Raw genomic sequence first — 15965 nt, forward strand, 5'->3', positions numbered from 1 at the left:
TCTGGCCCACCCCGGTTATCCACAGGGTTGACACCATACGGGCCGCCGACTCACCATTGAAGTCATTCAACCGAACGATCGGTCGGTAGGGGGCCCGATGACGGCAGTGACTGCGGACTCGCAGGAGGCGTACGAGGCGGTGTTCAACGCCGCCGTGGCCGCCGACGAGCGCATCGAACCGCGCGACTGGATGCCCGAGGCGTATCGCGCCACACTCATCCGCCAGATCGCCCAGCACGCGCACTCCGAGATCATCGGCATGCAGCCGGAGGCGAACTGGATCACGCGCGCGCCCTCGCTGCGCCGCAAGGCGATCCTGATGGCGAAGGTGCAGGACGAGGCGGGCCACGGCCTGTATCTGTACAGCGCCGCCGAGACCCTGGGCGTCAGCCGGGACGAGCTGCTGGACAAGCTGCACTCGGGCCGCCAGAAGTACTCGTCGATCTTCAATTACCCCACCCTGACCTGGGCCGACGTCGGCGCGATCGGCTGGCTCGTGGACGGCGCCGCGATCACCAACCAGGTGCCCCTGTGCCGCTGCTCCTACGGGCCGTACGCCCGCGCGATGATCCGCGTCTGCAAGGAGGAGTCCTTCCACCAGCGGCAGGGCTACGAGGCGCTGCTCGCCCTGTCGAAGGGCACGCCCGCGCAGCACGAGATGGCGCAGGACGCCGTCAACCGCTGGTGGTGGCCGTCGCTGATGATGTTCGGCCCGCCGGACGACGAGTCGGCGCACTCCGCTCAGTCCATGGCGTGGAAGATCAAGCGCCACTCCAACGACGAGCTGCGCCAGCGCTTCGTGGACATCTGCGTCCCGCAGGCCGAGTCCCTGGGCCTGACCCTCCCCGACCCGGACCTCCGGTGGAACGAGGAGCGGGGCCACTACGACTTCGGCGCGATCGACTGGTCGGAGTTCCGCGAGGTTCTCAAGGGCAACGGCCCGTGCAACGACCAGCGGATCAACCAGCGCCGCCGCGCCCACGAAGAGGGCGCGTGGGTCAGGGAGGCGGCGGCCGCGTACGCCGCGAAGCACAGCGATCGGAACACGGGCGACGAGTCCGGCACCACCGGGGAGGCGACGGCATGACAACCAGCGACTGGCCGCTGTGGGAGGTGTTCGTGCGCTCGCGCCGCGGGCTGTCCCACACGCACGCGGGGAGCCTGCACGCCCCGGACGCCGAGATGGCCCTGCGCAACGCCCGCGACCTCTACACCCGGCGCAACGAAGGCGTCTCCATCTGGGTCGTCCCCGCCACCTCCATCACCGCGTCGTCGCCGGACGAGAAGGACCCGTTCTTCGAGCCGTCCGCCGACAAGCCCTACCGCCACCCCACCTTCTACGAGATCCCCGAGGGGGTGCAGCACCTGTGACGACCTCCCTGAACACGGCGGCCCTCGCCCTCGGCGACGACGCGCTGGTGCTGTCCCACCGGCTGGGGGAGTGGGCGGGCCACGCGCCCGTGCTGGAGGAGGAGGTCGCCCTCGCGAACATCGCGCTGGACCTGCTCGGACAGGCCCGCGTGCTGCTCTCCTTCGTCGGCGACGAGGACGAGCTGGCGTTCCTCCGCGAGGAGCGGGCGTTCCGCAACACGCAGCTGGTCGAGCAGCCGAACGGCGACTTCGCCCACACGATCGCCCGGCAGCTGTACTTCTCCACGTACCAGCGCCTGCTGTACGGGCGCCTCGCGGCCGCCGATCCGCGAGACGGCGACGAGGGCCGGGAAGCCCTGCGTGGCCTGGCCGCGAAGGCGGTCAAGGAGGTCGCCTACCACCAGGACCACGCCGAGCAGTGGACGCTTCGGCTGGGCGACGGTACGCCGGAGAGCCACGACCGGATGCAGCGGGCCTGCGACGCGCTGTGGCGCTACACCGGCGAGATGTTCCAGCTCGTCGAGGGTGTGGACGTGGACTGGCGGGAGATGGAGGCCGACTGGCTGACGTCGGTGACCGCCGTGCTGGAGCGGGCGACCCTCACCCTTCCCGAAGGGCCCCGGACGACGGCGTGGAGCGCGGGCGCCGGGCGGCAGGGCGTGCACACCGAGCCGTTCGGGCGGATGCTCGCCGAGATGCAGCACCTGCACCGCAGCCACCCGGGGGCGTCGTGGTGACCATGACTCCGCTCGAGGAGGAGCTGAGCCGGTTGGCCGGTTCGGTCCCCGACCCCGAGATGCCCGTCCTCACCCTGGAGGAGCTGGGTGTTCTCCGGGGCGTGCGGGTCGAGGGACCGGGCAAGGTCACGGTCGAGCTGACCCCCACCTACACCGGCTGCCCCGCCATCGAGGCGATGTCGTCGGACATCGAGCGGGTCCTCCACGACCGAGGTGTCGAGGACGTCTCGGTGGTCACGGTCCTCTCCCCCGCCTGGTCCACGGACGACATCAGCGACGAGGGCCGCCGCAAGCTCGCCGAGTACGGCATAGCCCCGCCCCGGCGGCAGCACTCCCCCGAGGGGCCCGTGCCGCTCACCCTCGCCATCCGCTGCCCGCACTGCGGCTCGACCGACACCGAGCTGCTGAGCAGGTTCTCCTCGACCGCGTGCAAGTCACTGCGCCGCTGCGCCGCCTGCCGCGAACCCTTCGACCACTTCAAGGAGTTGTAGATGTTCCATCCGCTCCGGGTGAGCGAGGTCGAGCGGCTCACGGACGACTCGGTGGCCGTCACCTTCGCCGTGCCGCCCGAGCTGCGCGAGGCGTTCCGTCACACCCCCGGCCAGCACCTGACGATGCGCCGGACCTCCACGGCCGGGGAGGAGATCCGCCGTACGTACTCCATCTGCGCGCCGGCCGCGGGCCCCGGCGATGACCCGGTGCTGCGCGTCGGCATCCGGCTGGTCGAGGGCGGCGAGTTCTCCACGTACGCGCTGAAGGAGCTCGCCACCGGGGACACGGTCGAGGTCATGGAGCCGATGGGCAGGTTCGTCCTGGAGCCCCGGCCCGGTCACTTCGCGGCGATCGTCGGCGGCAGCGGCATCACGCCCGTGCTGTCCATCGCCTCGACGCTGCTGGCACGGGAGCCGAAGGCCCGCTTCTGCCTGATACGGAGCGACCGCACGGCCGCCTCCACGATGTTCCTGGACGAGGTCGCCGACCTGAAGGACCGCTACCCCGACCGCTTCCAGCTGGTCACGGTGCTGTCCCGCGAGGAGCAGCAGACGGGCCTGCCGTCCGGGCGGCTGGACGAGGACCGGCTGTCCGGCCTCCTCCCGGCGCTGCTCGCGGTGGACGACGTGGACGGCTGGTTCCTGTGCGGACCGTTCGGGCTCGTCCAGGGTGCCGAGCGGGCGCTGCGCGGCCTCGGTGTCCCGAAGAGCCGGGTCCACCAGGAGATCTTCCACGTGGACGACGGCTCGTCCACCGCCCGCGGGCCCGCTCAGGGCGAGGCCCCGGCGGCCACCCTGACGGCGACGCTGGACGGCAGGTCCGGGACATGGCCCGTCCAGGACGGCGAGTCCCTGCTGGAGACCGTGCTGCGCGGCCGGTCGGACGCGCCGTACGCCTGCAAGGGCGGCGTCTGCGGCACGTGCCGGGCGTTCCTGGTCTCCGGCGAGGTGCGGATGGACCGCAATTACGCGCTGGAGGCCGAGGAGACGGACGCCGGTTATGTCCTGGCGTGCCAGTCGCACGCGATGACACCGGAAGTCGAGCTCGACTTCGACCGGTGAGGCCGCGCCGCCGCGGTGGTGACCCTGGCGGGTTCCGTCGCGGCGGCCGCCCGCCGTACGACAGCCGCGGCCGCGGCGACCGTGGTGTCGTACGACCGCCGCCCGGTGAGGTCCGACCGGCGAGCTTCGACCCGTGCGCGGCGACCCACCGGACAGAGTCCGGCTGGTGAGCTGGTGAGCTGGTGAGCTGGTGAGCTGGTGAGGGACGAAAGGCCCCGTGGGCGTCGTCAGGCGACGGCCGCGGGGCCGCCGTGCTCGCTCACCATCGGGCGGCCGGCGCTCTCCCAGGCGAGCATGCCGCCGTCCACGTTCACCGCGTCGATGCCCTGCTGCACCAGGTACTGCGTGACCTGCGCGGACCGGCCACCGACCCGGCACATCACATAGGCGCGCCGCCCGTCGGCCACCGCCTCCGTCACCTCGCCGAACCGGGCGACGAACTCGCTCATCGGCACATGCAGGGCGCCCTCGACGTGCCCGGCGGCCCACTCGTCGTCCTCGCGGACATCCAGGACCAGGGCGTCGCCGGGCACGGAAGCGGCGTCCACGGTGGGCAGCGATGCGAAGTTCATGGGATCTTTCCTTCTCTCCGGGCCTCCTGGGCGCCTCCACGGGCTCGCAGGGGCCTCTTCGGGCCTTACGGGGCGGTTACGGGGCGGTCGTCAGCGCCGCGAGCTCCGCCTCACGCTCGGACACCTGGGCCAGCAGCTGCTCGGCGACCTCGTCCAGGAGCCGGTCGGGGTCGTCGGGCGCCATCCGCAGCATCGCACCGATCGCGCTCTCCTCCAGCTCACGCGCCACGACCGTCAGCAGTTCCTTGCGCTGCGCCAGCCACTCCAGACGCGCGTACAGCTCCTCGGTCTCGCTGTGCGCCGGTTCGGCGGGCGCGGGACCCGCCTCCCACTCCTCGGCGAGCTGCCGCAGCTGAGCCTCGTCTCCGCGGGCGTACGCGGCGTTGACGCGGGTGATGAACTCGTCGCGCCGCCGCCGCTCCGCCTCCTCGGCTGCCAGGTCGGGATGGGCCTTGCGGACCAGGTCCCGGTAGAGCTTGCGCGCCTCGTCGCTGGGTCGCACCCGCCGGGGCGCTTGCACGGGCTGCTCGTTCAGCATGGCCGCGGCCTCCGGGGACAGGCCGTCGGAGTCGATCCAGTTGTGGAACAGCTCGTCCACCCCGGGCATCGGCATGACCAGGGCGCGGGCCTCCTGCGCCCGGCGCAGGTCGTCCGGGTCGCCGGTGCGGGCCGCCCGTGCCTCCGCGATCAGCGCGTCCAGCTCGTCCAGGCGCGCGTACATCGGGCCGAGCTTCTGGTGGTGCAGCCGGGAGAAGTTCTCCACCTCGACCCGGAAGGTCTCCACCGCGATCTCGAACTCGATCAGCGCCTGCTCGGCCGCCCGCACGGCACGGGCAAGCCGCGCCTCAGGGGCCTCATCCGCCCCCTCGGCCTCAGCCCCACCAGGCACCTCGGCACCGGGCACCTCAGCACCGGGCGCCGAGCCGGGCTCGTGGCCGGGCGCCTCGTCGGCGCCGGGCGTGGCGGGCGGCGGGCCCTGCCGCTCGGGCCGCGGGGGCCGCTGGGCGGCCTCCGCCTCATCCACGGGGGCGCCGGTCAGGTCGTCGCTCGGGGTCGTCACCCGACCAGACTACGGGCGACCGGCGCCCCACCCGTCACACGCCCGCCCTGCCCCTCCGTCCGCGCCCGTCACACCTTTCGCCCGGCTGCGTCACACACCCGCCCGCCCTGCCCCTGCGTCCGCCCCGCCGCCCGCCCCGAGCCGCCGCACGCCCCGACCCGTCACACGCCCAGCTCGGCGGCGATGCGTCCGGCCCGGACGGCGGCGACCAGATCGGCGTGATCGGCCTCCGTACGGTCCGCGTACGCCACGGCGAAGTCGGCGACCGCCGCGTCCAGCTCGTCGCTCTTGCCGCAGTACGCCGCTATGAGCCGCGGGTCGGCGCTGTGGGCGTGCGCCCGCGCCAGCAGCGCGCCCGTCATCCGCGCGTAGTCGTCCACCTGGTCGGCGGGCAGGGCCGCCGGGTCCACGCTGCCCTTCCGGTTGCGGAACTGCCGCACCTGGTACGGCCGCCCCTCCACCGTCGTCCACCCGAGCAGGCTGTCGCTGACGACCTGCATCCGCTTCTGGCCCAGCACGACCCGGCGCCCCTCGTGCCCGGCGTCCTCGACCTCGAACCCGGCCTCGGGCAGGTGCGGCACCAGCGCGGAGGGCCTGGCCTCCTTCACCTGGAGCACCAGCGCCTCCCCCCGGTGGTCCAGGAGCAGCACCACGTACGACCGGGTGCCCACGCTGCCCGTGCCGACCACCCGGAACGCCACGTCCTGGATCGCGTACCGCGCGAGCAGCGGCAACCGGTCCGGCGGCAGCGTCGCCAGGTACGGGCCCAGCGCGGAGGCGACCGCCGCGGCCTCCGCGTCCGGCACCCGTGACAGCACCGGCGGGGCGTCCACGAACCGCCGCGAACCGTCCTCACAGGTCTCCGTCGCCCTCGCGGCGAACCGGGCACTCGTGTTCCGGCGGGCCTTCTCCGACACCCGCTCCAGCGTGCCGAGCAGGTCCCGCGCGTCCGTGTGGGAGACCAGCTCCTCGTCGGCGATGGCGTTCCACGCGTCCAGCACCGGCATCCGCGCCAGCAGCCGCATGGTCCTCCGGTAGGCGCCCACCGCGTCGTACGCGGCCGCCCGGCACAGGTCCTCGTCGGCACCGGCCTCCCGCCCGGCCAGCACCAGGGACGCCGCCAGCCGCTTGACGTCCCACTCCCACGGGCCGACCACGGTCTCGTCGAAGTCGTTCAGGTCGATGACCAGCCGGCCGCTCGCGTCGCCGTACAGCCCGAAGTTCGCCGCGTGCGCGTCGCCGCATATCTGCGCGCCCACCCCCGTGACGGGCGTGCCGGCCAGGTCGTACGCCATCAGCCCGGCGGCGCCCCGCAGGAACGCGAACGGCGTCGCGGCCATGCGCCCGACGCGTATCGGCGCCAGGCCCGGCACCCGGCCGCGGCTCGACTCCTCGACGGCCCGCACCGCGCCGGGACGCCCGGCCCGCAACGCCAGCACGTCGTGCGCGGCCCGCGGCACCCGCTCGCGCAGGGCCTTGCCGTACGCCTTCGGCCCCCCGGCCCCGCCCGGCCCGTACGCCCCCGCGGGATGCCGCGCGAACCCCGGCACGACCGGAATCCGCCCCGCACCGGCCGCGCCGTCCGCACCGGTGGCGCTCCCGCCTCCGGTCCGCTGCGCGGGCACCGTGGCCCGGATCTCGTCCATACGCCCCCCCATCACGTGATCTCGACCAGACGTGCGACGACCGTACCCCTCCGCCACCCACCCGTCTCCCCCTGTGGATAACTCGTCCACAGGCCCCGTCCCGCACTACCTCCCGCTCACGCCCCGCTCCCGTCACGCCCCGACGCGAAGCTCCCCGCGCCGCCCCCGTCCCGCCCCGACGCGAAGCTCCCCCACGCCGTCCTCTTCCCGAGCCGCGTGCCGCCCCGACGGGCGGCTCGGCGCGTGCCGGGGGTCCACGGCCCGGTTGATGGCGGCCTCCACCGCCGCGACCCGGTCGGCCAGCAGTCCCAGCGCGGCCACCGCGCGGCCGAGGGCGTCGCCACCCGCGCCGCCCAGCGCCCGGTCGCGGACGTACGCCGCCGTCACGGCCGCCCACCGTTCCCGCTGCTCCGGGGTGAGCGTGCCGCGCAGCGCGGCGAGTTTCAGCAGGTTCGCCTCGGCTCCGGAGGTCAGCGTCTGTGCCTCGGCCGTGTAGTGGTCGTCGATCACGGCGGCCAGCTCGGCGACGTTCATGACCGGCGAGATCCGTGCGGCGATCTTGTTCATGTTGCGGTACGAGCCCTGGAGCTGGAACGGCGGCTCCGCGCGGCCCGCGTCGGCCTGCCCGGCGGAGGCGATGTACGCGGCGTTGACCGCGAGGACCGTCTCGCGGGCGGCGAGCAGGTGGCGCAGCACCGCCAGCACCGAATCCAGCTCGGCGGGGGCGTACGGGTGGGCCAGCCGGTCCCGGCGGGCGGTGCCGTCCCCTGCGGCCAGGCGCAGCAGCAGCTCCAGGTCGGCGCGCTCGCGGCCCGCGAGGGGGGCGAGGACCGGGTGGGAGGTGAGCGCGTTCTCCACGAAGCTCAGCGCGAACGCGTCCTCCTTGCCGGTCAGCACGTCACCGAGGTTCCAGACGTCGGCGCGGTTGGCGAGCATGTCCGGCACGCGGAAGCGCTGCCCGGACTCGGTGTACGGGTTGCCGGCCATGCACACGGCGAAGCGCTTGCCGCGCAGGTCGTGGCCGTTCAGGGTGCGGGTCGCGTCGCACAGCGGGACGAACTTCTGCAGCAGCTCGGGCGAGGTGTGCTGGATGTCGTCCAGGTACAGCAGGACGTTGTTCCCTGCCGACAGCGCGAACGCGATCTTCTCGACCTCCCGGCGGGCGGCCGCGTTGGGCGCCTCGGCCGGGTCCAGCGAGGTGACGTCGTGCCCGAGGGCCGGTCCGTCGACCTTCACCAGCAGCAGGCCGAGGCGGTCGGCGACGTACTCTATGAGCGTCGTCTTGCCGTAGCCGGGCGGCGAGAGGAGCAGCAGCAGACCGCTCGTGTCCGCCCGCTTGGCGTCCCCGGCGACGCCGATCTGCTTGGCGAGGTTGTCCCCGACGAGCGGCAGGTACACCTCGTCCACGAGACGGCCCCGTACGAAGGACGACATGACGCGCGGCCGGTACTCGTCCAGCCGCAGCCGATCCCGCTCGGCCGCCACGAGCGCGTTCCTCGCCCGCTGGTAGGCGCGGAAGCCGGGCACCACCCGGCGGGCGAAGTCGCCGGTCCTGGTGAGGAACTCGTCGAGCCGCAGCCGCAGGACGCCCCGCTCGATCCGCGGGTGCGTGCCGAGCAGGCCCTCCACGCGCGCGGAGAGGTCGCACTCCACGTCGTGGCGCGGCAGGTCCGGACAGACCTCGATGGCGACGGCCTCCGCGAGGTCGCCCGCGTCCACGTTCTCGCCGCAGGAGGCGGCGTACGAGTGGAGCCAGCCCTCCACCAGCCGCCGCGCGCCCGCCACGTCCCCGCCCGCGAGCAGCGCCCGCACGTCCTCCGCGTACGGCGCCGAACCCCCCGCCCGCCGACCGTCCTCCCCGTACGCCGCCTGACCGGCCACCTGGCCGTCCTCCGCGTACGGCGCCGCCCCCACCGCCCGGTGGAACTTCTCCAGCAGGTCCCGCGCGGCCGGACCGCACGTGAACGACCCGCCCGCCGCCAGCTCCTCCACCAGGTACGCGGCGGCGAGTCCCGACATCCGCCCGGCCTCCGCCAGTTCGCCGCGCAGCGGGTCCAGTCCGGGCGCCGTACCGAACGCCTCGCGCGCGCGGACCAGCGTGACGGCCGCGCGGGTCCACCCCTCCCGCTGCTCGGGCGTCGTCCCGTGGGCCCAGAACAGCTGGGCGGCGGCCCGGTCGGCGGCCGGGTGGCGCAGCAGCCCCGCCCGCTCGCCCAGGCGCAGCAGTACGGCGAGGATCGCGGCGGCGTCGTGGTCGTGGACACCGCGCTCGTACCCCTCGTCGTAGGCGGCCTCGGCGGTCTCGCGGGCCAGCAGGGCGAGGTCGGCGGCCGCGAGGGCCTGCGCGCCGTGCTCGTCCAGCAGCCGGGCGGCCAGGTACTCGCCCCGGTAGACGTCGGCGTTCTCGGACGGCAGCAGCTGGTCCCAGTACGCGCGGGTGCCGGCGAAGGCCGAGTCGGTGACCGGGCGCCGGTAGTCGGTGCCGGTCAGCGCGAAGGCCAGGCCGCCGTCGGCGTGCGGGACGAGGGTCAGCTCCGGCGGGCGGGTGTTGACGGCGAAGCGGTGCGCGCCCAGCCGGATCGTGTCGCCGCCGTCCGCGTACAGCTCGACGCGGTCCCGCAGCGCCCGCCCGGCCTCCTGGCGGGCGGCCTTGAGGCGGCCCTCCAGTTCCTCGGCGCGCACCTGGTCGCCGAGTTCGCGCAGATCACCGGCGGTGCGGCGGACCTTGGCGACCATGGGGTCGGAGGCGAAGTACGTGTTGACGGCGTCCAGGCCGTCCAGGGCGGCCGCGCGGCGCGCGATGGTCTCCAGGACCCGCTCGGCGGACCGGGCGAGGCGCTCGGCGCGCCGGGCGCGGGTGTCCTGGAGCGTCTGCTTGCGCCCCGCGAAGGCGTCGTGGACCTCGGCGCGCTTGTCGGCGATCTCCGCGAGGAAGCCGTCGTGGTCGGCGAACCGCGACTCCAGGTTGTCCAGCTGGAGCAGCAGGCGGGCCAGCTGCTCGTCGCACGCCTCCGGGGTGCCGGCCGCCGCCAGCGCCCCGGTGACGGACTGTGCGAGGAGGGCGAACTCGGCGGCGAACGCTGCCCGCCCCTCCTGGTCGACGAGTTCGCGGCGCCGGGCGGCGAGGAGCGCGCGGGCGCGGTTGAGCCCGCCCAGCACCTCGGCGGTGCGCTCCAGGATGGCGGTGCGGACGGTCGGGTCGCCGATGTCGAGCCCGGCGACGACCTCGGTGAGGGTCTGGAGGCCGAGGACCTGCGCGTCGAGGCGTTCGGTGACCGCCGCGGCCTCGGCGGTCGTGGCGATGGCCCCGGCGTCGGCGGTGAGCCGCTCGACCTCTGCGTGCTGCGCGGCGAACGCGTCGTCGCGGCCGAGGAAGACCACCGCCCGCTGTGCGGTGGCCTCGATGTGGGCGGCGGCGTCCTCGGCGAGCGCGTCCACGGCGGCCGTGTCCGCGTACCGCATCTCCTTCAGCGTCACCAGGCGGCCCTGGGCGCGGCGCAGTTCGGTGATGCGGTCGATCCACTCCGCGGCGGTGGCCGGGGCCTCGCCGCGCACCCGCCGCACCAGCCGCTGGAGGTCCTCCGCGGCGGCGGCGACGGCCTCGGCGGCCCGGCCGGTGAGGTCCCGTACGGTGGCGAACTCGCGCAGCACCTGCTCGGCGGTGTCCCGGACCTCGTCCAGCGGGGTGCGCAGGTCGCCCGCGTCCGCGTCGCCCAGCCAGGGGAACCGGTCGGCGGCCCGCGTGCAGGCGGCGACCAGCGCGGCGTACATCTCGCCGGTGGCGGTGGTCTCCGCGACCTGCCGGGCGATGGCGAGACAGTCCGAGATGCCGCGGACCAGGTCGGCGTTGCCGATGCGGGCGAGCGGCCCCTCGCCCTCGGGGACGGTCCCGGTGACGTACGGGGTGTGCCACAGCTGCACCGGGTGGACGCGCCCGGACTCCCCCGGGTCGCCGCGCAGCACGGCGAGCGTGCCGTCGTCCAGCAGGGCGTGGCCGCGGCAGGCGATCGGGGCGGCGACCTCCTTGCGGATCAGGTTGTACGGCAGCAGCAGCGAGCGGCCGTCGGCGGCGGAGTGGAACACGTACAGCACGTCTTCGCCGTTGGGCGACCGGACGGCCCGCTCGAACTCGAGCCCGGACGTGTCCGTGTCGAAGGCCTTCGCCGTGCCGGTGGCCAGGCAGTAGCCGCCGGGGAAGACGACGCCCTGGCCGTCGGGCAGGCGGCGGCAGGCCTGCCCGACGCCGTCCAGCCGCAGCACCTTCCCGGTGAGCGTGTTGAAGACCAGGTGACGCGCGTCCTGCTCCTTGTAGGGCCGCACCCGCAGCAGGACCAGGGCGCCGACGACGGCGTACGCGACCTCCGCGTCCGCCAGCGACTGCAGGGGCTCGTCCACCGGCTCGCTGTGGACCCCCTCGCCGGTCTCCGTGTCGTTCTCGGTCTTCACGGTGAGCGTTCCGCCGACCGTCGAGACGAACACCGCGCCGTCCGCGACGGCGATGTGCGGATGCCGCCCGAGGACGTGGTCGTCGCGGGTCGTCGCGGTCCAGTCGAAGTCGTACGGGGCGGGCAGGACGTGGTCGCGCTCGCCGCGCGCGTCGAGGAACCTCACCTCGCCGGACGGTCCGAGCGACCAGCGCAGCACGCGGATGTCGTCGGCCTGCGCCCCGGTCCGGAACACGGCCAGCAGCCTGCCGTCCACCCGGCGCAGCCGCAGCAGCCGCGCGCCCTGGAAGTAGCGGTGCAGCGCGGCGAACTCGGCGACGAAGGCGGGGTCGTCCAGCAGGCCGGGCACCGCGTCGTCCGGGAGCCGCTTCAGGTCGCGGTCGTGGAGCGCGAGGACGTCGCCGGGCGTCGGCGCCTCGTACCCGACGAGCAGCACGTCGCCGACCGCGACGATGTCACGGGCCAGCAGGTCCCGTTCGGTGCGCAGGTGGTCGGTGGCTGCGAGGGCCAGCCCGGTGGAGCCGAACGCCTCTACGCGCGCGGTGTTGAGGGCGCCGGCGCGGCGGGCCAGTTCGGCGGCGCGGGCGTCCAGCCGGTCGCGCAGCACCTCGTACGTACCGGCGTCCAGGCCGCTCGCCGTCCCGGTCCCTGTCACTGTCCAGCTCCCTCGTGTACGTGATGGTTTCCGCGGCCGCCGCCCCCCGCGCGGCGGCTGCGAAGTCTTGCGAGGCGGCCTTGACCCCTCCCAGGCCCCCAGGCCGTCCCGGGCCCCCAGATCCCCAGGTCCCTCAGGCCGTCCCGGACGGGTCCGGGCCCCTCCCGTGGCCGTCCAGGGGCTCCAGCGGGCCTCCCAGGGCTTTACGGAGGGGGTCAGGCGCCCCGGTGCCCTCCGGGGACGCCCGGAGGCCCCAGAGGCCGTACGAAGGCTCTTCGGGCCCCTCCGAGCCGCGCCCAGGGCCTCGCCCCGGCCCGGCAGGCCCCCCGGACCAAGCGGGGCCCCGAGGCCCTGTCACCCTCCCAGACCCCCGTCAGGCCCCCCGCCCAGGCCCCAGGCCCCGTTCAGGCGCCCCCAGGCCCCGTTCAGGCGCCCCCGGGCCCCACGAGGCCCGGGGAGAGCGCCCCGTCAGCTCGCCGCCGCGGCGCCGTTGAGGCTCGCGAGCTCCGACACCGGCATGTCGGCCAGGCCCAGCTGCCGTGCCTTGCCCAGCAGTTCGTCCAGCTGCCCCGACCCGGCCGGCATCAGCTTCATCAGCAGCGCCGACACCGTCAGGTTCCGCACGTCGGCCGTGGACACCGAGCCGAGCATCCTGCCGAGGTCCTCCGTGAAGGACGCGGAGCCGTCCAGCCACGGCCCGGCCAGCGTCCGCGCGGTGTGCGAGCTGTCCACGAAGCCGTCCACGGCCTTGCCCAGGGAGACCGACTGCACGATCCGGTCGAAGAAGACCGACTCGCCGCCGACGATGTTGATGTCGGCGTTCTCCAGCCCGGTGGCCAGCACCGTCGCCTGCGCCTCCGCGACCTGCCGCTGTACGTCGAGCCCGGCGAGGCGGATGTCCTTCTCGGCCTCCAGCCGGAGCCGGAACTCCTCGTGCGTACGGGACGCCTCGTCCAGAGCGGCCATGGCGGCCGCCTTCTCGGTGAGGCCCGCGGCCTCCGCCTTCAGCTTCTCCCCGATCGCCGTGGCCTCGGCGAGCGCCTTCTCCCGCGTACCGATCGCCTCGGCGCGCAGCCGTGCCTCGGTGGCCTCCGCCTCCGCGCGGCCGGCCTTCTCGATGGCGTCGGCCTCCTTCTCCCGCACCTGTACGGCGGCCAGCCCCTCCGCGGCGGCCTCCGCCTGGATGCCCTCGGCGAGGCGCACCTTGGCGCGGGCGTCCATGTCGGCGGCCTTCTGGCGCGCCTCGGCCAGGGTCAGCTCCTCCGCCGCGCGGTGGACCGCGGCCTGCTCGGCGGCCTCGGCGGCCTTGATGTCCTTGACCAGCCGCTCCTGCGCCTCGGCCTCGGCGGCGATGACGATGGCCTGTCGCTTGCGCTCGGCCTCCTCGACGGCGCGGAGCTTCTTGATGGACTCCTCCTGCTCGGCGACCGTGCGGTCCACGGCGACGCGCTCGCGGATCACCTCGGCGATCTCGCGCCGCTCCGCCTCGACCTCCTTCTCGGCGGAGATGCGGGTCAGCTCGGTCTCCCGCTCGCGGGCGATCACTTCGAGCAGGCGGTCCTTCTCGATGCGCTCGTTCTCGATGGCGATGACCCGCTCGCGGTTCTTCTGCGCGACCGCCACCTCGCGGGCCTGGTTCTCACGCTGGACGCCGAGCTGCTCCTCGGTCTTGAGGAAGGCGCTCTGCGCCCGCAGCCGCTCCTCCTCGACCACGCGCGCGGTCTCGGCCTCCTCCCGGGCCCGTACGGTCTCGATCTCCCGCTTCTGCTTGATCTCCGCGTCGGCCTGGCGGCGCTCCAGCTCCAGGATGGCCTCGCGCGCGTCCACGTTCTGCCGGGTGATCTCCTTCTCCTCCGTGCGCCGGAACTCGTTGGTGCGCACGTGCTCGACGGCCGTCAGCTCGGTGATCTTCCGGATGCCCTGGGCGTCGAGGATGTTGGCGGCGTCCAGCTGCGCGAGCGGCGTCTGCTCCAGGTAGTCGATCGCCGCGTCCTCCAGGCTGTAGCCGTTGAGGTCGGTGCCGATGACCTCGATGATCCGGTCCCGGAACTCGTCGCGCTTGGTGTACAGGTCGGTGAAGTCCAGCTGCTTGCCGACCGTCTTGAGCGCCTCGGAGAACTTGGCGGCGAACAGGTCCTGAAGCGTGCGCTGGTCGCTCGCCCGGGCGGTGCCGATCGCCTGGGCGACCTTGATGACGTCCTCGACGGTCTTGTTGACGCGGACGAAGAACGAGATGCGGATGTCGGCGCGGATGTTGTCCCGGCAGATCAGCCCGTCCCGGCCCGTCCGGCTGATGTCGATCGTCTTGACCGAGATGTCCATGACCTCGGCCTTGTGCAGGACCGGCAGGACGACCTGTCCGGTGAAGGTCACATCGACCTTCCGCATCTTCGACACGATCAGTGCCTTGCCCTGTTCCACCTTGCGGAACAGCCGGCTGATCACGAACAGCATGGCGATGGCGATGAGCAGGACAACGGCGACGAGCACGCCGATACCCCAGGTGAAGGCATCCATGAGCGATCCCCGGATCGAAGGGTGAGCTGAGGTGGGTGGGGGCTGAGGTCAGCCGCGCGGGTCGAGCGCCGCGTCGAAGGGCGCGACCCAGAAGAAGCCGCCGTCGTCGTCGTAGGCGTACAGCAGCCCCGTACTGCCGAGGGCCAGCCGGGCCCCGTCGTTCTGGCGGACCTGCACGACGGCGGTGGAGCCGTCCCGCGCCGCGACCTCGGCCTGGCCGAACACCGCGTCCACCCGCCCCGTGCGGATGGTGCAGGTCTGGCCCACGAAGTCGTGCCGGGACGGCGCGGGTTCATCGGGTAGGAGCTTGGCGAGGGAGCGTACGAGCGCGCCGGTCACCCGCCAGGAGACGGCCACCGAGGCCAACAGCACGCCGACGCCCAGGAGATGGAGCACGACGCCGGACCAGCCCGTACGGGCGAGGAGCACCGCCCCGGCGACGCCGAGGAACCAGGCCAGCGCGACCAGAAGCGAGACCGCCACCGCGACGGGCACCCCGCCCAGGCGCAGCGCGGCGGCGTCCACGTCGGCGTCGAAGCCGTCCGCCTCGGCCACACCGGCCAGGACCAGCACCCAGAAGACGACGACCACCACGAGCGCCGCCGTGAGCAGCACGGCCGGGAACGACGTGACGGCCTGCCAGAACTCCGTCATGATGCGTTCCCCCTATGTCGCCGACGCGCATGGTGATTTCCGGGCTACGGCACTGTTGTCGCGCACCGCTCCCCGGCCGGACCATGCTGACAGGGAGGGGCACCCGTTCACATTGCCGTCATCCGGCAATCTTTACGCCCTGTTGCATGCCGATGCCGCGCCCGCCGGGAAGCGCCCGCGCCGACGCCCGCCGCGCCCCCTCGCCGGCCGGGGCCCGGGCCGCCGGGCGATCATGGAGTCGGGGCGGGTGCGGCGGCCGGCGATCACGCGGCCGCCCCGCTCCGGGCGACGCCCGTCGTGGCCTGCGTCACACCGCGCCTCTTCCCGGCCAGGACCCCACCGCTCAACAGCGAACGGCGAACCACGAACGGCGAACGGTGAACGGCGAACGGTGAACGGCGAACGGCGAACGGCGAACGGGAAAAGCGAAACGGTCGGCATCGTCGTAACGATGCCGACCGTTTCGTCGGTGCGCGAGGGGGGAGTTGAACCCCCACGCCCTTGCGGGCACTGGAACCTGAATCCAGCGCGTCTGCCTATTCCGCCACCCGCGCATTGGGTGTTGCCTCCCGGAGCCCCACCTTGTTCGGTGCGACCGCCTGGCGACATCTGAAGATTAGCACGTCGCACGGGGTGGGTTCACATCCGTTGTTTCGGCGGCCTCCCGGACGAACAAGGGTGGAGGGGGACGGCGCCACCGGGCGCCGCCGCGCACGCGACGGAGACGTACATATGGACACCCCGGCACGGGACGA

General features: G+C 73.7%; 11 protein-coding genes and 1 tRNA gene. 5 read left to right on the plus strand and 7 right to left on the minus strand.

The features are described from left to right. The first annotated feature begins 97 nt into the window (after nucleotides 1-97). The 5 genes from paaA to J116_RS13775 are packed head-to-tail and all read left to right on the plus strand — an operon-like array spanning nucleotide 98 to nucleotide 3661. The gene (paaA, locus tag J116_RS13755) at nucleotides 98-1087 is read left to right on the plus strand and encodes a 1,2-phenylacetyl-CoA epoxidase subunit PaaA (protein WP_051203491.1); all 990 of its coding nucleotides are present in this window, start codon (nucleotides 98-100) and stop codon (nucleotides 1085-1087) included. After that, entirely contained in the window at nucleotides 1084-1371 is a 288-nt protein-coding gene (paaB, locus tag J116_RS13760; RefSeq protein ID WP_023587648.1) for a 1,2-phenylacetyl-CoA epoxidase subunit PaaB, read from the plus strand. The genes paaA and paaB overlap by 4 nt, the downstream gene beginning before the upstream one ends. After that, nucleotides 1368-2108 carry a 1,2-phenylacetyl-CoA epoxidase subunit PaaC gene (gene paaC / locus J116_RS13765; RefSeq protein ID WP_023587649.1) on the plus strand — a complete coding sequence of 247 codons (741 nt, stop codon included), beginning with the start codon at nucleotides 1368-1370 and terminating at the stop codon, nucleotides 2106-2108. Before paaB ends, paaC begins: the two co-directional genes overlap by 4 nt. After that, nucleotides 2102-2599: a 1,2-phenylacetyl-CoA epoxidase subunit PaaD gene (paaD, locus tag J116_RS13770; RefSeq protein ID WP_023587650.1), complete on the plus strand. Its 498-nt coding sequence runs from the start codon at nucleotides 2102-2104 to the stop codon at nucleotides 2597-2599. The genes paaC and paaD overlap by 7 nt, the downstream gene beginning before the upstream one ends. Next, on the plus strand, nucleotides 2600-3661 hold the full coding sequence (locus tag J116_RS13775; RefSeq protein WP_023587651.1) for a 2Fe-2S iron-sulfur cluster-binding protein: 1062 nt from the start codon (nucleotides 2600-2602) through the stop codon (nucleotides 3659-3661). It abuts the gene before it with no gap. A gap of 227 nt (nucleotides 3662-3888) precedes the next feature. Here the strand turns inward: J116_RS13775 and J116_RS13780 are convergent, their stop codons facing one another. The 7 genes from J116_RS13780 to J116_RS13810 form a co-directional block, all read right to left on the minus strand. Then, the gene (locus J116_RS13780; RefSeq protein WP_023587652.1) at nucleotides 3889-4233 is read right to left on the minus strand and encodes a rhodanese-like domain-containing protein; all 345 of its coding nucleotides are present in this window, start codon (nucleotides 4231-4233) and stop codon (nucleotides 3889-3891) included. Between the two features lie 76 nt (nucleotides 4234-4309). Continuing rightward, complete coding sequence (locus J116_RS13785) at nucleotides 4310-5137, minus strand: hypothetical protein (RefSeq protein ID WP_051203749.1); 828 nt, start codon at nucleotides 5135-5137, stop codon at nucleotides 4310-4312. A gap of 317 nt (nucleotides 5138-5454) precedes the next feature. Next, nucleotides 5455-6939 carry a DUF2252 domain-containing protein gene (locus tag J116_RS13790; protein ID WP_023587654.1) on the minus strand — a complete coding sequence of 495 codons (1485 nt, stop codon included), beginning with the start codon at nucleotides 6937-6939 and terminating at the stop codon, nucleotides 5455-5457. 132 nt (nucleotides 6940-7071) lie between these two features. After that, nucleotides 7072-12039: a DNA repair ATPase gene (locus tag J116_RS13795; RefSeq protein ID WP_023587655.1), complete on the minus strand. Its 4968-nt coding sequence runs from the start codon at nucleotides 12037-12039 to the stop codon at nucleotides 7072-7074. 468 nt (nucleotides 12040-12507) lie between these two features. After that, nucleotides 12508-14556, minus strand: a complete 2049-nt coding sequence (locus tag J116_RS13800; protein WP_023587656.1) for a flotillin family protein — start codon at nucleotides 14554-14556, stop codon at nucleotides 12508-12510. Between the two features lie 48 nt (nucleotides 14557-14604). After that, nucleotides 14605-15210 (minus strand): hypothetical protein, encoded by a 606-nt coding sequence (locus tag J116_RS13805; RefSeq protein ID WP_023587657.1) that lies wholly within the window; start codon nucleotides 15208-15210, stop codon nucleotides 14605-14607. A gap of 470 nt (nucleotides 15211-15680) precedes the next feature. Next, nucleotides 15681-15764, minus strand: a tRNA-Leu gene (locus J116_RS13810). Nucleotides 15765-15965: the final 201 nt, after the last annotated feature.

This window comes from Streptomyces thermolilacinus SPC6 (genome assembly GCF_000478605.2).
Taxonomy (GTDB): domain Bacteria; phylum Actinomycetota; class Actinomycetes; order Streptomycetales; family Streptomycetaceae; genus Streptomyces; species Streptomyces thermolilacinus.

What these genes read in the sequence shown, in the direction of transcription:
- paaA (WP_051203491.1), top strand. Translation starts at nt 98, where the DNA reads ATGACGGCAGTGACTGCGGACTCGCAGGAGGCGTACGAGGCGGTGTTC.
- paaB (WP_023587648.1), top strand. Translation starts at nt 1,084, where the DNA reads ATGACAACCAGCGACTGGCCGCTGTGGGAGGTGTTCGTGCGCTCGCGC.
- J116_RS13775 (WP_023587651.1), top strand. Translation starts at nt 2,600, where the DNA reads ATGTTCCATCCGCTCCGGGTGAGCGAGGTCGAGCGGCTCACGGACGAC.
- J116_RS13780 (WP_023587652.1), bottom strand. Translation starts at nt 4,233, where the DNA reads ATGAACTTCGCATCGCTGCCCACCGTGGACGCCGCTTCCGTGCCCGGC.
- J116_RS13790 (WP_023587654.1), bottom strand. Translation starts at nt 6,939, where the DNA reads ATGGACGAGATCCGGGCCACGGTGCCCGCGCAGCGGACCGGAGGCGGG.
- J116_RS13800 (WP_023587656.1), bottom strand. Translation starts at nt 14,556, where the DNA reads ATGGATGCCTTCACCTGGGGTATCGGCGTGCTCGTCGCCGTTGTCCTG.
- J116_RS13805 (WP_023587657.1), bottom strand. Translation starts at nt 15,210, where the DNA reads ATGACGGAGTTCTGGCAGGCCGTCACGTCGTTCCCGGCCGTGCTGCTC.